A 21,835-nucleotide genomic window follows, 5' to 3' on the forward strand; every position below is an offset into this window, starting at 1 on the left:
AGACACCCCACCGTTCTACCCCAAGACCCCCGACCCTCCCGCCTCTCGAGCCGGGGGCCCACGAGATCACAACTCCACACACGCCCTAGAGCCGTGGAGGCGACGTGGGTCTGGGTGCCGGTCAGGTGGGCCTGCACGGCGCTCGGGTGCGTGGGGTGGGTGTCGAGGCGGACATGGGCGTCGATGGCGGGAGTCATGTGGGGGTCTCATCTGTTCTGCCGGTGGCCGGGCCTTCGGGTCCGGCCACCGGCGTACTCGGGGGGTTATCGGGTTGCTCGTGTGGATCGGGCGGCGTGGGCGGCCGTGGTGGTCGGCGGGCCGGCGCGGATAGCAGGCGCCGGTCGCCGCTGCTGTGGCGGGGTGCCTCCGGTGGCGTGCTGCCAGCGGGTGCGGACGGCGGCGATGTCGGCGAGGGCGCGGCGGGCGCCGACGACGAGCTGGAAAGGGGTGTTCGCCGGGTCGCCGGCGTACGCCTCGATGCGTCGTCCGGTGTGTTCGGCTGTGGCCAGGAGGGAGCGTTGCAGGGCGCGTTCGGCCCAGTGCTCGACGGATCCGGCCGGTTCGGCCAGCATGCGCAGGACTTCGCCTGGTTCACGGCCGTTGTCCAGCAGGCCGCGCTGCTGGGCTTCCCACAGGACGGTGACGGGGTCGATGGGCTCGTTGCGGCGGGCGAGGGTGGTCAGGCACTGCCACAGGCCAGCGTGCAGCGGCAGGGTGAGGTCGTCGGGGAACAGCCACCGGATGGCGTCGATGTCGGCGGGGCGGGCGGTGGCGGTGGCGAGGAGCAGTTGCTCCTCCTCGGCCGCCTCGGTGTGGTCCGGGGCGAGATCGGGGGACGGTGCCGGGGTGCGGGGGAGGACGCCGGAGCGCGGGGGAAAGCGGTTTGCGATGTCGTCCACGACCGCGGCGAGTGCGTCGGCCTCGGCGAGCACTGTTTGGGCGGGGAGCGGGAGGCTGGCGTCGTGGACGGTGTGGATGAGGTGTTCGGCTGCCGTCAGCAGGCGGCGGCGGGCGTGCTCGGCCTCGACCATGCGGGCGTAGGCGGGGGCGTGGCTGGGCCAGGGGCAGACCTGGACGAGTGTGTGCAGGTAGGGGGCGTTCAGCCCGCGCGCCTGCTCTCGGCTGGTGGTGAGCACGCGGTCGAGCCACGTGGTGTTCTTCGCGTGGTCGGCGGGGTCGGGGCGCGGCAGGGTGCTGATTGCGGTGTACAGGGCGGCGTGCGCGGCGGTGGAGAACGAGTCGGCGGCGATGCCGCTCACGTCGTCCAAGCGGTGCGGGTCGAGGAGGAGGGCCCCCAGGAGTGCCTGCTCGACGTAGAACACCGGCTGGGGCGGTGGGACGGCGCCGAGGTCGTCTTCGTCGGGTTCGGGAGTGGGGGTGTGGGGCATCAGGCGGCGAGGGTGAAGTCGTCGGGGTCGAGGGTGACGCCGAGGTGCGGGGCGAGGAGGTGGCCGGCGAGCAGTGGGGGAACGGCGTTGCCGATCTGGGAGAACTGCTGGCCCTTGTTGCCGGCCCAGGGGTAGTCGGCCGGGAAGGTCTGCAGGAGGCCGGCCTCGCGGGCGGTGATCCGGATCGGCTCGGGAACAGTCGACGCGGAGGCGTCCTCGGTCGGCGGCGAGGCGGGCTCGGCGACCCAGGTGCACTCGTTCGCGCGGTGTCCGAAGAACAGGGTGCCGGCCGGCTCGGACAGGGGCCGGACGGTGGCGTTGGCCTGGTTGTTGCTGCGCAGGGACCAGGACCAGCGGTGGGCTTCGGCAGTGAAGGTCGGTGCCGGAGCGTCGGCGGCACGGTTCTCGCGGGTGCCGTGCCGGGCCGCCCACCCCGCGCCTTCGCGCCGGGACTGCAGGACCACCCCGGCCGGCCGGGGCATCCAGGTGCCGCGCTCGCGAGCGTCGGAGAGCGTCTTGCGGGAGCCCGACGGGAACGGCTCGGGCCCTCCGCCGGGCCCGCCGCCCGCGCAGACGGTGGGGACGGGGCGGTCGGTAGCTCCCCAGCCCAAGGCTTCGGCCATGCTGACCCAGCGGGCACGGCCCGGACCGAACAGCGAATCCGGTTCGGCGAGTTGGGCGTGCGTAGGTGTGGGCGGCTGTGCCGGCCGGACACGGGAGGCGAGGAGGATCGCCCGCTTCCTGGTCTGGGGAATCCCGAAGTCGGCGGCGTTGAGGATCCCGTACCAGACGGAGAACCCCCACCCACGCAGGACGGCGGCGTACTGCTTCCACAGGGGCAGGACGTCCGGGACTTCCTCCATGGCGACCCAGTCCGGCTCGCCCGCCGCGTTCAGGGCGTAGAGGTAGCGCATGGGCTCGGCGGCGAGCAGGGAGCGCTCGTCGCGGCAGGCGGCCAACAGGCGTTCGCGGGTGTCGCGGCCGATGGCCAGATCGGCGACCGCCGCGTGCACCAGCGGCTGGTCGAGCAGCCCGAGGCGCTTGCCGGCCATGCTCCACGCCTGGCACGGCGGCGAGGCGATCACCCCGCGGGTACGGCCGACGAACGGCCAGACCGGATACCTCGCCACATCGCACCGGATGGTCAACTGCCCAGCAGCCGCACGGGTGTTGCACGCCCACTGGTCCCATTCCAGCCCGACGTCGCGCACGCCGAGGACCTGCAGGGCCCTGCTCCACCCGCCCGGCCCCGCGAAGAGGTCGAGGATCACGTGGCCAGCCCGAAACCGTCCTGCGTCAGCGCCTCGGCATCACCGCGGCACGCCCAGGGCGAGCAGCCGTCCTCGACACCGCTCTCCAGGACCTCGGCCTCTTCCACGCTGAGCTGCAGGGCAGCCCGCTCGGCGGCGGTGACGTGGTCGATCGGCGCCTGGCTCAGCGGCACGCGCGAGCGGTGCAGGAACGCCTCGCCGAGCAATCGGCTGCCCGACGCATTGGCGCGAGCATTGCCCTGCCGGATGGCCGCGTCGAATTCGACAACGTCCGCCCACTCGGACGGGGAGGTATCTCGAATATGCCGCCACTGCGCATTGCCGTGGAACGGGCACCCCAGGCAGCTCGACTTCGGCGTATCAGCGAGCCCAAACGACGTCAGATAGCGCACGCAGTCGGACCTGCTCCACGACATGTCCAGTAGCGGGTGCCGGTTGCGCATGTACTTGACATCCGCGTCCTTCGCGCGATGGAATTCGTCCGTGGATATGCCGACCCACTGCTCGGCGAAAACTCCCTTCGGTATGCGGCTCGGGTAGGGGTAGCCGAGCAGTTCGCGCACCTTCTGCTTTATCGGCTTCACCTTATATTCGCCGGTACACTGCCGCCGCGTCATCCCAGGTCGCCCGTCCTGATTTAGGATATGCAGCGGCATGGAGGCAAACCGGTGATCGGGATTTAGGGCATCGCTGCGGATATTTCCGGCCGACACGCGAAGTATCGGTATGTCCGCAGGGGCGGCTACCTCCCTTTCCAGTCGGTCAAGGTGGGCATAAACCGCTCGGGGCTCCCATCCGGTGTCGGCGAATATTGCGTAGTCGACCTTGGGGAGGACACCTTCGGCTGACAGGGCAAGGAGGGTGCTGGATTGGACTCCCGCGCCGAGGGAAAGGGCGCGGAACTGGGGCTGATCTGAAATGGGCTTGTCCTGGGGTAGAGGGAGGTGCGGCGTGCGCTGTGGTCCTGTCGACCGCTTAGTGGCGCGGACGGGAGTGGGCGCGCAGCGTCGTGGGCATCTCCAGACGTGTGGTCCCGCGCTCGTCCGGCTCGGGGTGCTGTCAGGTCCGGCGCCGGGCTGCGGGGGACGGCGGCGTCGCGTTGCACAGGGTTGGACTGCGGTGCAGGAACTCCGGGCGCGTCGTGAAGGAAGCGAGACGGCGGGACAACTGCTGGGCAACGGCGCGATAGGTGGTGGCGGCGCGTTGCAGTTCGCGCTCAGCGCGACCAAGTTGATCGGCGCTCGTTGCGGGCGTGGGGTCGGCGTCCTCGTCGAGGTAGATCTCGGTGCGGTGATGAATGGCGAGGTTGCACAGGGTGGCGGCCAGCGAGATCTGCGCGCAGGCCCCCGCAAGGTGGGCCAGGGATTCGGCGCCGCCCTCCGTCGTCGGATACCGGCTGACCGACAGGTCGTGGACCTGCCGGGTGCACTGCGCGGCCAGCTCGTGCACCCGCAGACTGAGGGGAGCGATCTCGCGGACCGGCTTGGCGATCTCGCCCTCCCGGATACGTCTCGCCTCGGCGGACAGCTCCCTCAGAGTGCGGGAAACCTCGCCGAGTAGACGGGTGTGCTCGGTCAAGTCGACCATGTGCGGGGCTACTCCGGTCCGGTCAGTTGCGCTGCGGGAGCGTTGCAGGGGACGGTCGGCGTCGGGTCGGGGGCCTGCCACAGGAAGCGTGCGACGTGGTCATTGCCGTGGCCGGTCCGGGGACGGGAAACGGTGTGCCATCCGGCTCGTGGGGGACGGCGGGCGATCAGGTGCCAGCCCGCACCACGCAGGGAGGCGCCGCTCTCGCCTTCCTGCGTGAACGTGATCAGACGCCGGTATCCGAGAGCCTTCGCTGCGCGCCACGATGCCCCGTAGAGCAGCGAGTTCGCGTTGCGTGTGCCGTCGCTGGCCGTCCGGGTGACTTCCAAGGTGACGCCGTCGTCGAGATGGCGGGCTACGGGCCGGCCGACGATCGCGACCGCGCGGAGGACGCCGTCCTTGTCGGCGGCGCCGACGGAGAAGATCTGCCCGGCGGGCGGCGGGTGGTGACGGTGCCAGGTCCGTACGAACTCCTTCGCCTGGCGCGAGCGGACCGGCACCAGGTGCAGGAGAGTGCTGCTCACGCGGCTGTCCCGAAATCGGACTGCGTGGGCATGTGCTTCGCTACCGCGCGGGCCGTGATCGCCTGCGACGCGCGGTCGGACGCGGCGGACAGTTCCCTCGCCCCGGGCTCCCGGTACCACGGCCGTAGATCGAGCATGGCGGCGCGCATGCCGGTGGCGAAGCAGAGAGCGGTGCCCTTGGGCAGGGCGCGGATCGCGTCGGCGGGCAGGATCCGCTCCTGCCGCATCGAGACCGACGTGCTCTTGCCGGATTCCGAGTGCGAGGTGGACGTGGTCTGCACGTCGTGGTCGCCGATCAGGCGGGAGAGCTTGTCGGCGAAGTCCGGGTCGTCGATGCCGGAGCCGATGACCTTGACGGTCGAGGCGGACCACATGGCGTCCATGCCCGCGTCCCCCCAGACTTTCTGGCCCTGGCGGTAGGACTGCAGGATCGTGATGGGGATGATTCCGCGGCTGCCGAGGTGGGAGTACAGGTCGGGCAGGTCGCTGATCTTGCACACGTTGGCGGCCTCGTCCAGGATCGCCAGCATGGGCGGGTCCAGGCGCCCGCCGGCGCGTTCGGCCTGAGCGGTCGCGGCCCGCATCACCGAGTCCGCGCACGCGGCGATCAGCGCCGAGGCGCCGCCTCCGCCGTCCTTGCTCAGCAGGAAGAGGGTGTCGGTGGAGGTGACGAACTGCTCCGGCCGGAACTCCGGGATGTCCTTCTGCGGCGTCACCCAGGCGGCGATCTCCGCGTTCAGGAGGGCTGCGGCGTACTGGCGGGCGGTCTCGTAGATGCCGTCGCGGGTCTCGGGCGGGCCCTCCACGGTGCCCTTGAGCTGGGCGGCGACGGCGGTGAAGCCGTGGTCGCGCAGGATGTCCAGCGGGGTGCGGTCGGCGGGGAAGGCGAGCCAGGCCATGATGTCGGTGATCGGGCGCTCGTCGAGCGCTGCGGCCAGCAGGAGCTGGGAGAGGATGTTGCTGCCGGCCTTGGACCAGAAGTCGCCCTGCTGGGAGGCGTCCACGGACGCGGCGAGGAAGTGGCCGGCGAGCCGGTTCGCGCCGTCCAGGGTCTTCGCGGAGGCGAGGGGGTTCCACCACATCTCGCGGGCGGCGTGCGCGATCTGCTGCGGGTCCATGGTCCACACCGCCCCGGCCTGGGCTCGCGCTTCGTAGGCGGTGGTGAAGGCATCGCCGGCGGCCTTGTTCGACGTCAGCAGGACTGGGCCGGGTGCGTTGAGCATGGAGGGGATCGCGAGGGAGGTGGTCTTGCCCGAGCGGGGTGCCATGATCGCGACGGCGACGTCCTCGAACCCCATCCGGACCTCGTGCCGGGTGCCCTGCAGGTTGCCCAGGAGGATGCCGGTGTCCTTGGCCTGGATGTGCTTGGCGTTCTTCAGGCTCGGTCGCAGGGAGCGGGCCTTGTCGGTGATGGCTCTGGACATCAGGGGCTCGATGTCCCGGGCCTTGGCCATGTCGGTGATCTTCTTCCGGCCGCCGGCCGAGCTCTTGTGCCGGGCCCACAGGAGGCCGACCACGGCAGTGAGGGCCAGGAACAGGACGACGGGCACGATGCGGGCGCCGACCAGCAGGGACGTTTCTCCCATGGTGGGCCAGACCTGCTCGGGGTGGAGCAGGGCGGCCGTGGGCTGGTAGGGCGCCCAGGCGGCCCCCGTGAGGGTGGCGGTGAGGTTGCCGCACAGCCAGGCGAGGTGGGCGAGTGGGATGGCGAGGGCCGCCAGGCCGAGCAGGAGGCGCAGGGCGAGGTCGTACCCGTCGGTGTTGCTGGTGGAGGAGGGTGGCAAGGGCTGGGTGCTTCCGGGCGGGGGCGGGAGGGCTAGCGGCTGTGACCGCGCTGCGGCGGCGAGTGCCGTGCGGGGATGGGGGCCGGCGGCGTGCCGACGGGCCGGGCGGCGAGGGAGCGGACGCGGTCCTCCAGCGCGGCGGCGAGGTAGACCGCGGGCACGTCGACGTACTTGCGGGTGACGATGTTGGGGTTGAGGGTCGGCAGCCTCTGCTCGCCGGCGGTGCGGTACACGGGTTCCGGGTCGGCGAGGGCGGCGGTGAACGCGGTGACGAGGTGGGGCGGGGTGTGGGCGCCGAAGCGCGCCTGCCACACCGGCGGGCGGTTCGGGGCGAGGGTGGCGGTGACGAACCAGGAGCCCGGTTCTTCTGCGCTGCCCAGCCGCTGGACGTAGGCGGTGCCGTCGGACGAGACGAGGCCGTCGGCGCCGGCGGCAGAGGGATTCCAAGCGACGTGCCGGAGCGGTCCGAACGGGTCGTGGGACTCAGCTGCCGGCGGGGCTGGGTCGGTGAGGGCGTCGGTGAAAGCGGCGATGAGTTCGACGGGGGTGCGGGCGCCGAAGCTGGCGTACCAGGCGGGCCAGCCGGGCTCGGCGGTGTGGTGGAGGGTCCACCACTGGCCGTCGGGGTCCGGCTCCAGGCGCAGGAGGGCCTTCTGGTCGGGGCTGGAGAGCAGCACGCGCGGCATCAGCGGGTCATCGCCGTGGCTCCAGCCGCTGGCGCGGTGTAGGGGGACGGTGATCCAGGCGGGGTCGCCCCCGCCGGCGAGGTGGCGCGGGGTGATGAAATCGACCTCGACGGTGTCCGCGGTGGAGGACATGGTCACCGCCTCGTCGCGCGGTAGCCGGCGTGCTGGGCCGTGAGAACCGGCAGGTGCGGGCGCTTGGGCTGGGGGCCGGCTCGGCGGGTGGCGGTGTGGATGTCGAGGATGGCGCGGCCGTGGCAGGCCCAGTCGTCCAGGTAGCTCCAGCACTCGGCGTGGTGCTCGTCCAGCGCGTCGTCGTACGCCTCGCTCCCCGGTCCGGTGCCTTCGGGGAGCTGGGCCGCGGTCTGGCGCCACTGCGCGTCCAGAGCGTCGAGGCGGTTCAGCGCCTGCTCCAGGATGGTCAGCTGTCCGGGCCAGCTCTTGCGCGTGAGGTGGGCGGGCAGGTACTGGAGCTGGAGGCGGGCGGTGGCCAGGAGTTGGCGGGCTCCGGCGCGGGTGGTGGTGAACGCCGCGGCGGTGTCGGAGTCGCGGACGGCGGCACGGCGGCCGTAGGCGTCATCGTCGAAGGGCCAGCCGTCCAGGTCGGTGTTGAACTCTGTATAGGCGTCCCACGAGGCCAGGATCCGGTCGCTGTTGTGCAGGTAGCGGTTGAGGCGCCGCAGCGAGGTGCGGCGGTGGTTCAGGGTGCGGGGGATGAGGCGGTCCTTCCGGTTCAGCGGTGGGCGGTCGGCTGGACGGCTGCGGTGTGCGGAAGGCGCGGCGCGGGGGTGGTCTGCCGGCGGCGTGCGGCGCGGACCTGGGCGCCGATTGCCTTCATGCGGGCGGTGTGGGCGTCGACGACCTGCTGCGGGCTCAGCGGGCTCGGCTCCTTGACGGCGCTGTGGTGGGCGGTGTGGTCGAACATGCCGCGCTGCAGCGGGCTCCGGTCGGTCAGCGCCGTGAGGAAGGCGCCGGCGAGGCGGTCGGGGACGTGCTCGTCGAGGAAGGCGTGCCAGATGCGCGGGCCGGGGTACTGCGCGTCGCGGGCGTCTCGGGCCTCGATGTGCCAGGACGGCAGGTGGTGAAACTCGCTCATCGGGCGCCGTTCGATGTAGCAGAGGGAGTCCGGCGAGTGCGCCGCGCCGGCCTCGTCGCGCCGCCAGCCCGCTCGGGTCACCGGTTCCCAGGGGTCCTGGGGCGGCGAGGCGGGTGCGGCGAGGGCGTCGGTGAGGCCGGAGAGCACCTCGGCCGGCACACGCTTGCCGAACTCGGCGTACCAGCCGCGCCCGTTGTCGCTGTTCTCGGCCCGCAGCCGCCACCAGGCGGACGTGGTGGACTGCGGGTCGAACTGCAGGCGGTAGCGGTGATCGGGGCTGCGCATCACGATCTCGGCGTCGAGAGGGTCGGAGAGCGTGGTCCATCCGGCAGCGGCCAGGCCGTGGGTGACGTGGCGGGCGTCACCGGGGCCGGCGAGGTGGCGGGGGCCGGTGTCGAAGGGGATCTGCCCAGCGTGCTTGTCGGCGAAGGAGGCGAGTTGCCGTTCGCTCAGCGGCACGGTCCGCACTCCGGCTCGCTCTCGGCCGTCTTGTGCAGCGCGCGCAGTTCGTCCAGGACGTAGTGGAGGGTGTGCTGGTCGCTCTGCTCCCAGGCGGCGGTGCGCAGTTCGGCGACCAGGAGGCTGACGTGCGCCGTGCCGACGCCGGTCTGGTGTTCCTGGATGGTGCGGGCGAGGGCGCGCAGGGTGTCGGCGAAGTGGACGGGCAGGCCCGTGTACTCGTCGAGGAGCGGCTCGATGAGGGCGAGGGCCTCGGCGGGGTCGGGGTTCTCGCGCAGGTACTCGGTGAGGTCCGCGAGGGTGTCGGTCAGGGTGTTCAGGGCGTCCGGGGTGGGGGCGGGCATCGTGCTCCTTGAAGGCGGCGGGGGTTCAGCGGCGGGTGCGGGCGCCGCCGGCGGGGGCGTGAGGGCGGGTCTTGGTGCGGGGTCGGGCGTTGTGGACGCTGTTGCGGGCCCAGGTGGCGGCGCGGGCGGCGGTGATCCGGGCCTGCTGCCAGGCGCCGAGCTGGGAGGGCGTGACGGAGACCGACCAGGTACGGATCTGCGCGCTGCTCGGCACGCGCCCGCGCGGGCGCATGACGGGCTCGGGGTTGGCGAGTTCGGTGGCGAAGGCTTGCACCAGCTGCATCGGGGTGTTCGGCGTGAAGCTGGCCGTCCAGCCGTTGTGCTGCGTGTCTCTCGCTCCGGCCCACCACGTCGCCGAACCGTCGGGACCGTGCTGGTAGCGCAGGCTCGCGCTGCCGTCCGGGCTGGTGGCCACGTAGTGCTCGCCCTCGGCGCGGGTCTGCCAGTGCTGCTCCTGCAGCGGCGCCCAGACGTTGGGCGCGTGAGCGGAGCGGGGCCGGGTGAGGGCGTCGGTCAGGCCCGCGACGATCTCCACCGGCGTCTGGCGGCCCAGGTGCGCGGACCACTCACCGTTGAGCGCGTCGGCTTTGCCGTGGATGGTCCATCCACCGGGGATGACGTAGGGGTCGTAGGCGACGCGCAGCGCGCGGCTGGGGCTCTCCATGAGCAGCGGGCCGCCGGACTTGGACTTCTCCCGCCATCCGCAGGCGCGCAGGAACTCCGAGATGTGCCGGACGTCGCCTCCGCCGGCCAGGGCGCGGGGCTGGACGAGGTAGTGCTGCTCCGCGCGCTCGCCCGGTCCCCAGCCCTGCCATTGCTTCTTGCTCACCGGTGTCGCCGGGCGACGAGCGGCGCAGGGGCCACAGGCTTCGCCGCCGCGGTGGCGGCCGGCCGAGCGCCGAGGTCCTTGAGGAGGTCCTGGTGCTCGTCCAGGTCCAGGCCGATGTCGTGCAGTTCGTTGGCGGCTCGGCCGAGCGCGAGCCAGACCTCCGCGGGCAGGACGCCGCGTTCGGCCTCGCCCTTGGCGAAGTGGCTTCCGGTGATGACGAGGTGGGTGACGCGGCTGAGGACCCCGGCCTCCGGGTCCAGGACGCGGGCGATGACCTGAGCGGCCTGCGGCGCGGGGAGCTGGGAGAGGTGGTCGGCGAGCTGGCCGAGCTGGCGGGTGATGTCGTCGGCGAGCTTCACCGGCTGAGGGACGGGGTGGGACATGCTCCTCCTGGTGGGCGGACGGTCAGTGGTGGTGGCGGTAACCGATGCGCTCGGTCTCCGCGAGGACGTTCTCGGGCCGGGCGCCGGCCAGCAGGGAGGGGCGGCCGGGGCCGGTCGGGAGGCAGGCGCGCAGATAGCGGCGGAAGAGGGCCGTGGCCAGCCGCGGCTTGCGCCGGGCACGGATGGGCGGGGGCGTGCGGGGTGCTACGGGGTGCTCCAGGCACCGGGCGGTAGACCCGGGTGGCCCCGGCGCGGTGCCGGGACCACCTGAGCCCCTACGGAGTCGGCGGTTCCGCCGAATCCTGCGAAGAGATCGGGTTCGCGGCCGGGCGACGGACCCTCACCGAGAACGGACGGCCTGCGACCGGGCACCGGCCGGAACGGGCGGTGGCGAAGCGGGCGCGGCGGTGGGTGCGCTGCGGCCCGCGGGGTGCTGGAGAGCGGTGCCGATGCCGAGCGCGTCGAGACGCGGCCCGATCGCGCGCAGGGCTCGGGCCTGGGCCTGGGTGTCGTCGCCCGTGAGGCGGTAGATGCCGCTGGGCGGGTCCTGGACGAAGCCGTGGGCGGTGAGGATGGCTCCGGCGCGGTCGTCGGCGGGGGCAGTGGCGATGCTGCCGTCCACCTGCCAGGTCAGAACGACTCGGTCGGGCTGGGAGGGCTGGACGGACGCCAGGGCGTTGTGGCGGGCCTGGGCGAGGGCGCGGTCGTAGCGGGCGAGCAGGTCGTCGGCGATCTGTTCCGCGCTGAGGAACGGGTCGTCGGTCAGGGCGATGCCGTTGGGTTCGGCCACCGCACGGTACGCCTCGTCGGGCAGGGCCGGCGGGGCGAGGGCGGCGATGAGGAACCCGTCGCGGCCGTCGTGCCGGTCCAGGACGGCGAACTGCGCGCCGTCCGGGTGGCTGAGGACGGCGGCCTCGGTCAGCGCGTGCTCGGCGAGGGAGGCGGCGACCAGGTCCAGGTCCCAGATCCGTTCGGCCAGCTCGGCGAGGTCGTCCTTGGCCTCGGCGGGGAGATGAGCGCTGGTCCAGGTGCCGGGGAGTTCGCCGGCGAGGACGTCGGCGTAGGAGGCGAGGCGCTCGGAGGTGGGGTCGTGCATGGTGTCCTTGCGGGTGGGAGGTCAGCGGCGCATCGCGGCGGCCAGCGGGGGCGACGGGGCCGGGAGCGTACGGGGCGGAGGCGGGCAGGCGCACACGGCGGAGCGCTCCCGTTCGGCGGCCGGCACTTCACCGGTGCAGGTGCTGCGGCCGGGGCGCGGGGCGTGCCGGTCGGCGAGCGCGTTGCGCGTGTGGGCGAGATCGGTGCCGATGAGGTGGAGGTACTCCTCGGCGAGGTAGCGCAGGCGCCGGGCGACGTAGGAGTCGGCCGGCCGGCCGAGGTGGTCGTGGAAGTCGGCGACGGCGGTCAGCACCTCATGCAGGGCGGCGAGGATGCCGTCGCCGGGGGCGGTCAGCTCGGTCAGCGCATCGGCCGCCTCGTCGGTGGTGGTGGCCTCGCGGATGCGCTCGGCGACGTGGGCGACGGAGGAGCCGAGCGTGGGGTAACTGGCAGGGCGGGCGTCGGTGTCGAGGTCCTTGTCGCAGTCGACGTGGTAACCGAGTGCCCGCAGGCGGGCGACGGCGCCGGTGGCCAAGCGGGTCTCGTCGTCCCGGTTCAGGCCGGTGGGGGTGCGGTGGTAGGTCTCGTGGAGGCGGATGACGGCGACGAAGCCCGCGCTGCAGGACGCTGTGCGCCTCCAGGTCGCCGCCGCGGGCGAGGAGTTCGCCGGAGTGCGGGTCGCGCCGGATGTCCAGGAAGCGGTCGGTCGAGGGCAGAGGGGCTTCTCCTACGGTGATCGGTGGGCGGAGCGCCGGGCAAGCGGGGGAAGTGCCGGCGGTGCGGGGCTGGACCAAGCGTGCTGCGGTGGTCTCCAGGTCCTGCTGGACGGCGTGCAGACGGCGGGCGATCAGCTCCAGGCCGCGTGCTGCTTCGCCGCCAGCGGGCCCCGGCTGGCGTTCGAGACGGTGCGCCGTGTGCTCGATCAGTCCGCGGACCGTGGCCAGAGGGCCGGCCTGTTCCTCGGCGAGCTGGGTGAGGACGCGGGCGAGCTGGGTCGATGCCGTGGGCGCAGCCGGGATGGCGCTGCTGCCGGTGTGCACGGGGATCAGGTTCAGGTCCTGCTCGATGCGGCGGGCCTGGTCAGAGAGGCGGCGCAGGCTGTCGGCGGGTGGAGCGTGCCAGGCGCCGTCGAGGTGGATCAGGTTGGCGATCAGGTCCAGGCGCCTGGGCTGCGCCTGGACGGCGATCCATCGGCAGCCGCGCTCCTTGCCGGGGATCTCGATACCGGCGGCCCGCGCGAGTCGATGAGCGACCTCCGCCCACTCCGGGCCGGTCAGGTCCCGGTCCTGCGGATGCAGGCGGACGTCCACGTGGAGGATCGCCTGCCGGTCGTCGTCCGGGCTGGCGGCGAACGGGTGCTCCAGGTACGGGTCTTCAAGGTGCTCGGCCCACTGGGTGGCCGTCCACGTCTTCTGTTCGTCGTCCAGAGTGAAGTGGTCCAGGCCGGGCCAGTGGGCGACGACCGTGTGGTCCGTCAGGCCCTCGTCGGGCGAGACCGGCCGGCCCAGCGCCTCTTCGAGGGGGCCGTGGGAGCGGTGCGTGCGCTCGTGCAGGCGGGGGATCACCGGCCGCCCCGCGCGTCGGCGAGGTGGACGAGCTGGCCCAGGGCGGTGGTCGTGTACCAGCCGCAGTCGATCACTTCCTCGCGGTCGGCGAAGCGGCGCAGGAAGGTGTCCTCCATGGCCCGCAGGTGGATCAGGCAGTCGGGGCAGCGGCGCGAGAGGTGCACGAGGTAGCGGGGGTGGCCGGTGGTGTAGGTCTGGGCGCCGCCGGTCGGGTCGCGCAGCCGCCATCCGTCTTCGTCGGTGGGGGTGTGCCAGGACGGGGCGACGATGCGCATCGCGTCTCCCCACAGCTCCCCGCCGGCAACCCCCTTGAGCACGACGACCGTCTCGCCGGCCTGGAAGTGGGCGTGGGTGATGTCCCGGGTGGGAGTGAGCGGGTCGGGCGTGAGGGCGAGGACCGGGGCGGGCGGCGGGGTCCAGGGCGGGGGAAGCAAGCGGAGTCCTTCCACGCAGGGAAATGGCGGGAGGATCAATGGTCCGCAGGAACGCCGGTTTGGCTAACCGGCGTTGTCCGGCTATGTTGCCCCGGCCTCAGCGGAAGGGGTTCTCCGTGCCGAGGTCGTCCTCGCCGGCTGCTTCTAGAAGTTCGAGCAGGTCAGAGCCCTCGGCGTCGCGCTGGTCGTCGTCTCAGCGTGTTCTGCGGATGGCGTCTGTGGCCGCCTTGGCGATGGCGGCGGGGGCGCTGGAGGGCCGGGGCAGGTGCAGCAAGGTGGTCCCCGGCAAGTGGCGGGACGACGCGGTGAGGGTGAGTTGGAGTACGGCGCAGCCGGCGGTCGTGAGCTGCTTGACGCGGGTGACGGCAGAAGTGGTTTCGTCGCTGCCGTAGTGGGCGTCGGTGACGATCACGAGGAGGCGTCCGGCGCCGAGGCGGCTGAGTTCGAGGCCGTGGTCGAGTGCGTTGATGGCGTCGCCGAGGTTGTGGGCGCCACCGTTGGCAGCGAACGTCGTCACGCGCTCTGGTGCTCGGTGACCGGGGCGGGTAAGTGCGGTCAGGTGGTGGTCGTAGGCGACGGTGGCGGTCAGGGAGTCGGGGTCGGTCAGGGCTGCTGCGCGGGCCACGATCCAGGCGGCGGATGCGACGGGCGCGCAGGCGGCGCGCATGGAGCCGGAGACGTCGACGGCGATTCCCACACGCAGCGGTGGGGTGGGTGAGGTGCGGCGGTGGGTCTGGGTGAACGGCTCTGCGGTCGGTATCGATCCGGCGGCGCGCTGGGCGTCGCGGGCGAGGGCGGCGCGCATGTTGAGGCGGCCGGGCGGGGTGGGGCTGGTGGCCTTCTCCTCGGTCCGTTCGCGGTAGGCGGCGGCGCGCAGGGCGCGGCTCAGGCGGGCGGCGGCGCTCTTCTCGGCGGCGGTGGGTCGGCGGGTGCCGGTGACCGGGCTGCTGGAGGGCGCCGGTGTGCCGTCGGGGTTGACGGTGGTGCCGCGGGTGTTGAAGACGCTCTTGGCGGTGGCGGCGGCTTTGCGTCGCTGGCCGGCCCGCTGGGCGCGGTCCTGAGCCTGCGCCGTGGACCGTGACGTCATGGCGTTGGCGGCTGCGGTCTGTGCCGCGAGGTCGGCGGCGTCGGTGGCTGCCGTGCTGTCCATGACCACTCGCACGGCGCCGGACAGCAGGTCGGTGAGGTTCTCCGGCACGGGCAGGGCGGGGGCCGCAGCGTCCAGGGCGTCGCACCATTCTCGACCGTGCGCGAGCATGGTCGTGGCGTCGTGGTCGGCGCACTGGTGGGCTGCGGTCCAGATGCGGGTGAGGGTGGCCAGCAGGTTGGCGCCCAGCACGTTTGCGCACAGATCGGCGACGGCCCGGGTCTCGCCGGCGTCCAGGATGCCGACGTCTCGGCGGCCGAGGATCAGGGCCGCCACGGCGGCGGCGTGCTCGATGCCCTGGAGGGTGGGGTGGGCGATGTCGGGCATGACCAGGGTGCGGGCACTGGTGCGCAGGTACGTGCGGTCCGTGGGCCGCGTGATCAGGTGTGCGCCTTCGACACGGCTCTCCTCCAGCAGGAGCGCGGCCTCGACGACACGGGGGTCCGCACCGTCAGGCTGCGTCCAGACGGAGTGGGCCGCGTGCGCGGCCTCGTGGACGAACACTCCCCAGGCGGCGGGATACCGCTCCTCGTCGCCCACGGTCCGCGGATGGATCTCGTGGGGCTTCAGCGGGGCGAACAGGGCAGCATCCAACTCGATCTCCGCCAGGCCGGGGAAGTAGGCGGCCGGTGCGCCGCTGCGCGTGCCGGGGCGGCAGGTGACGAGGAGGTCCTGGCGGCCGGAGAGGGCGACCAGCCGGTCGCCGAGTTCGGCTCCCACGCGCAGCCAGGCGTTCGGGGAGGAACGGGGTTGCGCGGGCGGGGCGCCGTCGTCGTCCCAGCGCGCGAGGTCGGCGTTGTCGTCCGGCGTGGACTGGACGTGGTGGTGGGCGCTCATCGCGGGCGGCCCCGGAGAGTGGAGCCGGTGCTGCCCGGGGGCTGCCGGGCAGCTGAGGCGGGGAGCTGCTTGCCGAGGGTGAGGGGCGCGATCTTCTTGACGCCGACGGCCTTGATGACGGCGTCGGCGACGGCGTCGCGATCCTCCACGGGAGCGATGCCGACCAGGTTCGCCAGTGCGGCCTTGGTGCCGAGGACGGCCTCGGTCTTCTGGTAGCTGAGCAGTTCACGCAGTTGGGGGGCCCAGCCCAGCTCACCCAGTTCGACCTGGTGGGCGAGGTGGCGGGCGACCCGGACCACCCGGGCGTCGATCCTCAGGGCCAGGGCGAGGTCGTAGTCCGTGCCGATCTGGATCTGCACGCTGAACCGGGACGCGAGCGCCTCCGTCAACACCGCGCCGTGGACGCCGGGGTTGTGGCCTGCCACCACGTAGAAGCCCGGCTCGGCCTTGATGGTCTCGCCCTTGTGGGCCTTGACCTGGATCTGCCTGCGCCCGTCCATCGCGGGATACAGCGCCGCCAGGACCTTCGGTGAGATCAGGGTGGCATCGTCGATCAGCAGGGCGCGGCCCTCGGTCATCGCGGTGACCAGCGGCCCGTACTGGAAGACGTAGCCGCCGCTGTCGGCCTGCGTGTACTCGCCGATCAGGTCGCCGACCGTGGTGTCGCCGTCGCCGGCGACGGTGAGCAGGTCCGGGAACGCCGCCTCGACCAAGCTGGTCTTGCCGGTGCCCGGAGGGCCGTAGAGCAGCACCGGCACGTCGGCGTCGCGAAGACGGTTCAGCGCCTCGACGTCGGGCAGGTCGGCCAGCTCCCGGGGGTGGTAGAGCTGGCCCCCCGCGCGGCGGATCGGGCCGGTCTGGCGGGGTGTGGCTGCCGCGGGAGTGGTTGTGCGGGCCGTGGCTGCCTGGGTGCGGGGAGCGTGGGTGCCCGGTGGGCTGATCACAGCGGTCTGCGCGGCTGCGGCGGTTTTCGCGTTCGCGCGGAACTCCGGTTGCCCGGTGCCGCTCTGGTCGGCCTCGCCGCGTCGCACCAGGGTGAGGGCGGCGTTGCGGACGGCGCCGTGGGAGTGGCCCAGATGCCTGGCCATGTCCCCGATGGTGAGCGGGTCCGCCGGCCGGTCGGCCAGCAGGCGGGCCACCTTGGCCCGTAGTTCGCCGCCCTTGGTGCGCGTTGGGCTGGTAGGCGGTCCGGGTGTGGTCAAACGAGGATCCTTCAGCGGGTGCGGGTGCGGGTGCGGGTGCGGGTGCGGGTGGGGTTTGCGATGCGGTGGAGAGGCTGGCGGCTCTCGGAGCGGATCACGGACTGTGCCGACATCGGCGACCGGGCCAACCGGGGCGTACCGTCGGCGCTCACCGGCCGGCCGAGGGCTCGGTGCAGGTGCACGGGGTGGCCGGCGGTGAGCAGTTCGCCGGCTGCCGATCAGGCCCGTGTGTCCGCTCCGTACCGGATTCCGCCGCTCGGCAGGTGCAGCCCGGTGTCTCTTCGAAGCCGGCCTGGAGCAGGATCCGCCGCCCGGCGGCGTTGTAGCCGGTGGTGGTGATCTCGCCGGTGATGGTGTGCCGGATCGTCACGAACGGCTCTGCTGGTACTTCGGGCAAGGTGGATCTCCTATCGGTGGTCGCGGGAAAGCGGTGGAGTGTTGGGCGGAGGCGAGGCGGGCCCGGAGCTTTCAGCACATCAACGGTGCGTGGCGTGGCTGGACCACGAACGATGGGTGATGACTGCCGACATGCTCCAGGGCGGGTCTCACCGCCCCGCAGCTACTGACCGGCGGGGGATGCCGGTCGGCTGCCGAGGCGGGGTGAGACGTGGGCGTGCGGTGAGCAGGAGGACAAGGGTGAAGGCTGCGCTGGCGGCGGGTGGCTTCGTTGATCTCCAATGACAGCGTTTGTCGACGGTTTCCGGAGGCAGTCGGTGATCCACCGGCTTTGGAATGTGGATGAGAAATGACGGCGCTGCGCGGATGCGAACGTGTCGACGGCCAGCCGCTCGAAGGGCGGCTGGCCGTCGAAGCAGGTAGCGGCAGAGGTCAGTACCTGTTCTGATCTCCGGTGGCGACCGGCGATTATTCACTTGACCCGGTCCGTACGGTGTTCGAGTGAAGGACACTCTGATCAACGAACTCCGCACCGCGTATGACGCCCAACTCCGTGGTGTCACCCCGCCTGGCGGCAGCGCTCGCGTCGAGAAGGACGGCCCGTTGACCCGTGTCGTCGGGTGGCACCGTGGCTTCGTCACGGGCCCACGCGACCTAGGTGTGTACGGGGCCGAACTCGACACACTCATAGCGCGGCAGCGTGACTTTTACGCTGCCCGTGGTGAGGCGGTCGAATGGAAGACTCGCGCCCATGATCTCCCCGCCGACCTCAGCGCCCGACTCACGGCGGCTGGATTCGTCGCCGAGGACAGCGAGACGGTGCTCATCGGGCAGTCCTCACACCTTGCTGCCGACCCCGTCCTGCCTGACGGTGTGGCCCTCCGCCGTGTCACCGCCAGATCAGACCTCCAGCGCATCGCCGCCATGGAGAGCACTGTCTGGGGCGAGGACTGGAGTTGGCTCGCCGACGACCTGGCCGCCCGGATCGAGAGCGCCCCAGAGAACACCATCGTCCTCGTCGCCGAGGCACGCACCGAAGTCGTCTGCGCCGCCTGGCTGGTGTTCAAGGACGGCGTCGACTTCGGCGGTCTCTGGGGCGGCTCGACGCTCAAGGACTGGCGCGGACAGGGCATCTACCGGGCCATGGTCGCCCACCGAGCCCAACTCGCTGCCGCCCGTGATGTCCCTTACGTCTACGTCGACGCCTCAGCCGACAGCGCCCCGATCCTCAGCCGCCTTGGACTGCACGCGGTCACCACGACGACGCCGTATGTGTGGTCGCCCTGAGCTCAGCCGGCCTCGGCGGGCTCTTCGGCTCGTGCGCGGGTGCTGGCGAGGCGGTAGGAGTCGGTGCCGGTCTCGATGATGGTGCCGTTGAAGGTGAGGCGGTCCACGATGGCCGCGCAAGGGGGGGGGGTCGGTGAAGGTCTTGCTGGGTGTACGCCTCGACGGCCGCGGTGCCGCGGCGGTCTCGTGCGGCGGTTGCTGCGCCGGCGTGGACGGTGCGGCCGTAACGGTCGCGGGGCATGTCGAGCGCGACCTCGCACTCGTGATCGATGACCGCCATCTGCAGCCGGAAGGTGCGGGCGCTCTCCACGACGTCCTTCGCCACCGGCGGGGGCCGTCCGCAGTGGGGCTGTCCGGCTGTGTCATCGGGACCGCCCCGTGCCTGTTGCGGTGAGGTGGACGGCCGGTGCGTAGGTGGGCTTCGGCGGGATCGGCCGGGCTGAGGGCGGCGAGGTGGTGGGCGCGGTGGCGCGCTGGGCGGTCCGGCCGGCGGCGGCCTGGGCGAGACGCGTGCGGCGCTCTTGGAGGCCGTTGGGTCGTTCCGGGCGCGCAGCTGCGGCGGACTGCATGGGGTCCACGCGGATGTCGGCGTGCACGGTGTAGCCGTGGCTGCGCAGGTCGTGGACGGCCTGACGGGTGCGGCGGGCTCCGTCGCGCTCGGCCTCGCTGAGCCGGTAGAGCCCCGGCTCGTCGGGGACGGGCTCGAACTGCTCGTGCTCAAGGAACCGGTGGGCGAGGTGGGTGGGCAGGAAGGCGGTGGAGGAGGCGACGAAGCCGTGCTCGGGGTGGGTGCCGAAGGCGAAGTGCGTGCCGGGCTGCAAGGGGGCGTGCTTCTCCTGACGTGGTTGAGTGGTGGCGGTCAGTGGCCACGTGGGGCGGGGCGGACCGCGGCAGTGAGGGAGCGGGCGGCGACGCGGAGCGCCGGGCGGGGGCGGGATGCGCTCAGGCGGGCCCGGCGCAGGACGCGTCCGCCGTCGGTGAATCAGTTTTCGACGGCTGGACATGCTCGGGCCCGTCGCTCCTACGGGGCGATGGGACCCTAATCGGTGTCGTCTACGAGGCCAGGCCGTTCAAATGATCTGGAACAGCCGACCAGATCCCCGGCCGGAACTGCCGCTACCGCTCATCAGATCGCTAGATCTGGTGCGATCGGTGCGTGCGGCTAACCGGGGCACGTTGTGCTGTGATGCAGGTCACTGGAACTGTCGTGAGTGTGCCGGACAGGTCACGGAGGTGACCTCAGAATTGCGATCCCGGATCAGGGACGGCGACCCCGCGGCTTTCGAGGAACTCTTCGACGCCTGCGCCCGTGCCGTCTACAACCATGCCTTCCGTCTGACGGCCGACTGGTCGGTTGCGGAGGACGTCATGTCGGAGACCTTCTTGGCGGTGTGGCGGATGCGCAAGAGGGTGGACGCGGACGGGGGATCGCTGCGTCCGTGGCTGCTGGGTGTCGCCACCAACGTGGCCCGCAATCACCTGCGGAGCAACCGGCGTTACCGTGCGGCGGCTGCCGCGGCGGCGGCCGATGCCGACCGGGGCGCGCTGGAGGTGGCCGACATCGGGGGCCGGGTCGCCGGTCAGGTGGACGACCGCCACCGCCTCGCTGCGACTGTGCGTGCCCTGGCCTCCCTGAAGCGCCGCGAACGCGAGGTGCTGGTGCTGTGCCTGTGGGAGGGCCTGGCGTACGCGGACGCGGCGGCGGCCCTGGGCGTCCCGGTGGGAACCGTCCGCTCCCGGCTGTCGCGCGCCCGCAGGCGGCTCGCGTCACTCGCCGACGCCGAACTCGCCGCGCGGGCGGGCACCGGGAGGATGCCGCCAAGAGCCGCCAGGAAATCCTCGGGGAAGAGGGAACCGGGTGCGCCGGGCCGACAGGTAAGAGGAGACCGCGCAGCCGCGGTCCGGTCCGCACGGGAAGGAAACCGATGAACACCGATCGATGGGCGCATCCCGCCGAGTGGCGTGAGACCCAGGATCTGCTGCCGCCCGCCGAACGGGACCTGCCGGTGGACCGCCACGAGTTCCACAAGGAGCGCCTCATGGCCCTGATTCACGACGAGTCCCGTACCACTGTCCCCGGCACACCGGCCCGCCCCGGGGAGCAGCGCAGCTGGTTCCGGCGTCCGGCCGTCGCGGTGCCCCTCGCGGCGTTCGCCCTGGCCGGGGTGGTCGCGGGAGGTGTAGCGCTGACCGGGCAGGGCGGGGACAGCTCCGGCGTCGCCACCGGGCCGCTGCTGACCACCGACATCGGCACCGCCAGCGTGGCCGGCACCGGCGATCTGCTGGACCGCATCTCGCTGGCCGCCGCCGCGCAGCCGGTGCAGCAGCCGCAGGCCGGACAGTTCACCTACGTGGACGCGGTCACCGCCGACACCTTCGTCCGGACGAAGGACGACAAGAGCAGCGTGGTCAGTGAGAAGCCGCACCGCCGCCAGGTCTGGCTGTCGCCCGACGGCAGGAAGGGGTGGCTGACCGAGCCGGGCGACACCCCCGCGGACGGCATGACGCTCGACTCCACGGAGCAGATGTCGGCGGCGTGGGACGGCCTCGCCAAACTTCCCAAGGACCCCGACGCGCTGCTGAAGAAGCTCTACGCGGACAGCGAGGGCCAGGGCAACAGCCCCGACCAGGCCGCGTTCTCCAGGATCGGGGAGCTGCTCGGCGACAGTGTCCCGCCGGCCGGGCTGGAGGCCGCGCTCTACAAGGCCGCGGCGAAGATCCCCGGTGTCGTCCGGGTGGACAACGCCACCGACGCCAAGGGACGCCAGGGCATCGCGGTTGCCCGGATGGACAAGGTCAGCGGCCAGCGCGAGGAGTGGATCTTCGAGAAGAACTCCCTCGACTTCCTCGGCACCCGGACCGTTCAGGTCACCGAGGGCCAGAACCCGAACGCCGAGGACCGGCTGATCAAGACCGGCACCGTCCTGTACATCAGCGCCGTCACCAGCCGTGCCGTCGTGGACGGCATCAAGCAGACGCCCGAGCGCGCGAGCTGAGGCCCGCCGGGCCGCAGGGGGCCGGAGTTGCCTCCCCCTGCGGCCCGGCGCGGCGCCACCCGCACTCGCCGTGCACGGCTCGCTCCGGCAGCGTGCTCTGTCGCAGCCCCGCTGCGCAGACACTCGATGTCGCAGGGCAGTCCACGGGCACGTAGCGGTGTGGTGATGTGCGTGTGGCGACGCCACAGCTCCTGCCACCATCGTTCCCCCACGTTGCGGTGATTGGGCAGCGGCGCAAGGGTTGTGCGGGCGTCCACGGGGTTCGGCTCGTCAGCGGCCACGGCTCCTCCGGGACGCCGACCGGTGTCGCTGAGCCGGACGGCGGGTGAAGTCGGTCTCCGGCACCTGGTGCGAGTCGAGTTCGCAGGCGCCGCAGGCCACGCTCAAGTCGTGCTCCATCTCGGCATCGCGGTCGGCGAGCAGTGCCATGAGGTCGTCGTGTTCGGTCTGGCGGCGCCGGGCTTCGGCCCATTCGGCGGCATTCTCGTGAGGGGGTGGGGTCAAGGGGACTCCGGATGTGGGGTGGGT

The 21,835-nt window shown here is 72.2% G+C and carries 22 protein-coding genes and 1 pseudogene; 3 read left to right on the forward strand and 20 right to left on the reverse strand.

Annotated elements, in window-relative coordinates:
- Positions 1–263 precede the first annotated feature (263 nt).
- The 17 genes from SZN_RS15520 to SZN_RS15600 all read right to left on the reverse strand — a co-directional run bounded on the left by SZN_RS15520 (position 264) and on the right by SZN_RS15600 (position 16,998).
- Positions 264–1,388 carry a DnaB-like helicase N-terminal domain-containing protein gene (locus SZN_RS15520; protein WP_007496001.1) on the reverse strand — a complete coding sequence of 375 codons (1,125 nt, stop codon included), beginning with the start codon at positions 1,386–1,388 and terminating at the stop codon, positions 264–266.
- On the reverse strand, positions 1,388–2,659 hold the full coding sequence (locus SZN_RS15525) for a DNA cytosine methyltransferase (protein ID WP_007496002.1): 1,272 nt from the start codon (positions 2,657–2,659) through the stop codon (positions 1,388–1,390). Before SZN_RS15525 ends, SZN_RS15520 begins: the two co-directional genes overlap by 1 nt.
- Positions 2,656–3,579 (reverse strand): adenine nucleotide alpha hydrolase family protein, encoded by a 924-nt coding sequence (locus SZN_RS15530; protein WP_244313366.1) that lies wholly within the window; start codon positions 3,577–3,579, stop codon positions 2,656–2,658. The genes SZN_RS15525 and SZN_RS15530 overlap by 4 nt, the downstream gene beginning before the upstream one ends.
- Before the next feature lie 139 nt (positions 3,580–3,718).
- The gene (locus SZN_RS42575) at positions 3,719–4,246 is read right to left on the reverse strand and encodes a hypothetical protein (RefSeq protein WP_007496005.1); all 528 of its coding nucleotides are present in this window, start codon (positions 4,244–4,246) and stop codon (positions 3,719–3,721) included.
- A gap of 8 nt (positions 4,247–4,254) precedes the next feature.
- Positions 4,255–4,770 (reverse strand): XF1762 family protein, encoded by a 516-nt coding sequence (locus SZN_RS15540; RefSeq protein WP_007496006.1) that lies wholly within the window; start codon positions 4,768–4,770, stop codon positions 4,255–4,257.
- A complete protein-coding gene (locus tag SZN_RS15545) occupies positions 4,767–6,554 on the reverse strand; it encodes a type IV secretory system conjugative DNA transfer family protein (RefSeq protein ID WP_007496007.1) in 1,788 nt (595 codons plus the stop codon). Before SZN_RS15545 ends, SZN_RS15540 begins: the two co-directional genes overlap by 4 nt.
- A 32-nt stretch (positions 6,555–6,586) precedes the next feature.
- Positions 6,587–7,372, reverse strand: a complete 786-nt coding sequence (locus SZN_RS15550) for an SPDY domain-containing protein (protein WP_007496008.1) — start codon at positions 7,370–7,372, stop codon at positions 6,587–6,589.
- A 598-nt stretch (positions 7,373–7,970) separates the two neighbouring features.
- Entirely contained in the window at positions 7,971–8,792 is an 822-nt protein-coding gene (locus SZN_RS15555) for an SPDY domain-containing protein (protein ID WP_043730910.1), read from the reverse strand.
- On the reverse strand, positions 8,783–9,136 hold the full coding sequence (locus tag SZN_RS41400; protein ID WP_007496010.1) for a hypothetical protein: 354 nt from the start codon (positions 9,134–9,136) through the stop codon (positions 8,783–8,785). Before SZN_RS41400 ends, SZN_RS15555 begins: the two co-directional genes overlap by 10 nt.
- A 25-nt stretch (positions 9,137–9,161) precedes the next feature.
- Complete coding sequence (locus SZN_RS15565) at positions 9,162–9,965, reverse strand: SPDY domain-containing protein (RefSeq protein WP_007496011.1); 804 nt, start codon at positions 9,963–9,965, stop codon at positions 9,162–9,164.
- A complete protein-coding gene (locus tag SZN_RS15570) occupies positions 9,962–10,348 on the reverse strand; it encodes a hypothetical protein (RefSeq protein WP_007496012.1) in 387 nt (128 codons plus the stop codon). Before SZN_RS15570 ends, SZN_RS15565 begins: the two co-directional genes overlap by 4 nt.
- A 340-nt stretch (positions 10,349–10,688) precedes the next feature.
- Positions 10,689–11,444, reverse strand: a complete 756-nt coding sequence (locus SZN_RS15575) for a hypothetical protein (protein WP_007496013.1) — start codon at positions 11,442–11,444, stop codon at positions 10,689–10,691.
- A gap of 21 nt (positions 11,445–11,465) precedes the next feature.
- Positions 11,466–11,978 (reverse strand): hypothetical protein, encoded by a 513-nt coding sequence (locus SZN_RS15580; RefSeq protein ID WP_208865809.1) that lies wholly within the window; start codon positions 11,976–11,978, stop codon positions 11,466–11,468.
- Between the two features lie 1,026 nt (positions 11,979–13,004).
- On the reverse strand, positions 13,005–13,442 hold the full coding sequence (locus SZN_RS38665; protein WP_078508632.1) for a hypothetical protein: 438 nt from the start codon (positions 13,440–13,442) through the stop codon (positions 13,005–13,007).
- 193 nt (positions 13,443–13,635) lie between these two features.
- Positions 13,636–15,426, reverse strand: coding sequence for a hypothetical protein (locus tag SZN_RS15590; protein WP_007496017.1), 1,791 nt, complete (start codon positions 15,424–15,426; stop codon positions 13,636–13,638).
- Positions 15,423–16,565 carry an AAA family ATPase gene (locus SZN_RS15595; RefSeq protein ID WP_007496019.1) on the reverse strand — a complete coding sequence of 381 codons (1,143 nt, stop codon included), beginning with the start codon at positions 16,563–16,565 and terminating at the stop codon, positions 15,423–15,425. The genes SZN_RS15590 and SZN_RS15595 overlap by 4 nt, the downstream gene beginning before the upstream one ends.
- Before the next feature lie 211 nt (positions 16,566–16,776).
- Positions 16,777–16,998, reverse strand: coding sequence for a hypothetical protein (locus tag SZN_RS15600; RefSeq protein ID WP_007496021.1), 222 nt, complete (start codon positions 16,996–16,998; stop codon positions 16,777–16,779).
- 527 nt (positions 16,999–17,525) lie between these two features.
- Between SZN_RS15600 and SZN_RS15605 the strand changes: the two genes are divergently transcribed.
- A complete protein-coding gene (locus SZN_RS15605) occupies positions 17,526–18,311 on the forward strand; it encodes a GNAT family N-acetyltransferase (RefSeq protein ID WP_007496022.1) in 786 nt (261 codons plus the stop codon).
- 2 nt (positions 18,312–18,313) lie between these two features.
- On the opposite strand, the pseudogene SZN_RS15610 reads toward SZN_RS15605, so the two are convergent.
- A pseudogene (locus SZN_RS15610) lies at positions 18,314–18,458 on the reverse strand (IS21-like element helper ATPase IstB); the annotation flags it as partial.
- Positions 18,459–18,673: 215 nt separating this feature from the next.
- Positions 18,674–19,132, reverse strand: a complete 459-nt coding sequence (locus tag SZN_RS15615; protein ID WP_007496026.1) for a hypothetical protein — start codon at positions 19,130–19,132, stop codon at positions 18,674–18,676.
- 424 nt (positions 19,133–19,556) lie between these two features.
- Here SZN_RS15615 and SZN_RS15620 point away from each other — a divergent pair, with 424 nt between their 5' ends.
- Positions 19,557–20,240, forward strand: coding sequence for an RNA polymerase sigma factor (locus tag SZN_RS15620; RefSeq protein ID WP_007496028.1), 684 nt, complete (start codon positions 19,557–19,559; stop codon positions 20,238–20,240).
- Positions 20,237–21,307 (forward strand): CU044_5270 family protein, encoded by a 1,071-nt coding sequence (locus SZN_RS15625; RefSeq protein WP_007496030.1) that lies wholly within the window; start codon positions 20,237–20,239, stop codon positions 21,305–21,307. The genes SZN_RS15620 and SZN_RS15625 overlap by 4 nt, the downstream gene beginning before the upstream one ends.
- A gap of 270 nt (positions 21,308–21,577) precedes the next feature.
- Here SZN_RS15625 and SZN_RS39770 read toward each other — a convergent pair whose 3' ends face one another.
- Complete coding sequence (locus SZN_RS39770) at positions 21,578–21,811, reverse strand: hypothetical protein (RefSeq protein ID WP_086021391.1); 234 nt, start codon at positions 21,809–21,811, stop codon at positions 21,578–21,580.
- Positions 21,812–21,835 lie beyond the last annotated feature (24 nt).

Source organism: Streptomyces zinciresistens K42 (genome assembly GCF_000225525.1).
GTDB classification, from domain to species: domain Bacteria; phylum Actinomycetota; class Actinomycetes; order Streptomycetales; family Streptomycetaceae; genus Streptomyces; species Streptomyces zinciresistens.

Coding starts and splice junctions, on each gene's coding strand:
- SZN_RS41400 (WP_007496010.1), bottom strand. CDS start 9,136: ATGCCCGCCCCCACCCCGGACGCCCTGAACACCCTGACCGACACCCTC.
- SZN_RS15590 (WP_007496017.1), bottom strand. CDS start 15,426: ATGAGCGCCCACCACCACGTCCAGTCCACGCCGGACGACAACGCCGAC.
- SZN_RS15550 (WP_007496008.1), bottom strand. CDS start 7,372: ATGTCCTCCACCGCGGACACCGTCGAGGTCGATTTCATCACCCCGCGC.
- SZN_RS15520 (WP_007496001.1), bottom strand. CDS start 1,388: ATGCCCCACACCCCCACTCCCGAACCCGACGAAGACGACCTCGGCGCC.
- SZN_RS42575 (WP_007496005.1), bottom strand. CDS start 4,246: ATGGTCGACTTGACCGAGCACACCCGTCTACTCGGCGAGGTTTCCCGC.
- SZN_RS15570 (WP_007496012.1), bottom strand. CDS start 10,348: ATGTCCCACCCCGTCCCTCAGCCGGTGAAGCTCGCCGACGACATCACC.
- SZN_RS15625 (WP_007496030.1), top strand. CDS start 20,237: ATGAACACCGATCGATGGGCGCATCCCGCCGAGTGGCGTGAGACCCAG.
- SZN_RS15575 (WP_007496013.1), bottom strand. CDS start 11,444: ATGCACGACCCCACCTCCGAGCGCCTCGCCTCCTACGCCGACGTCCTC.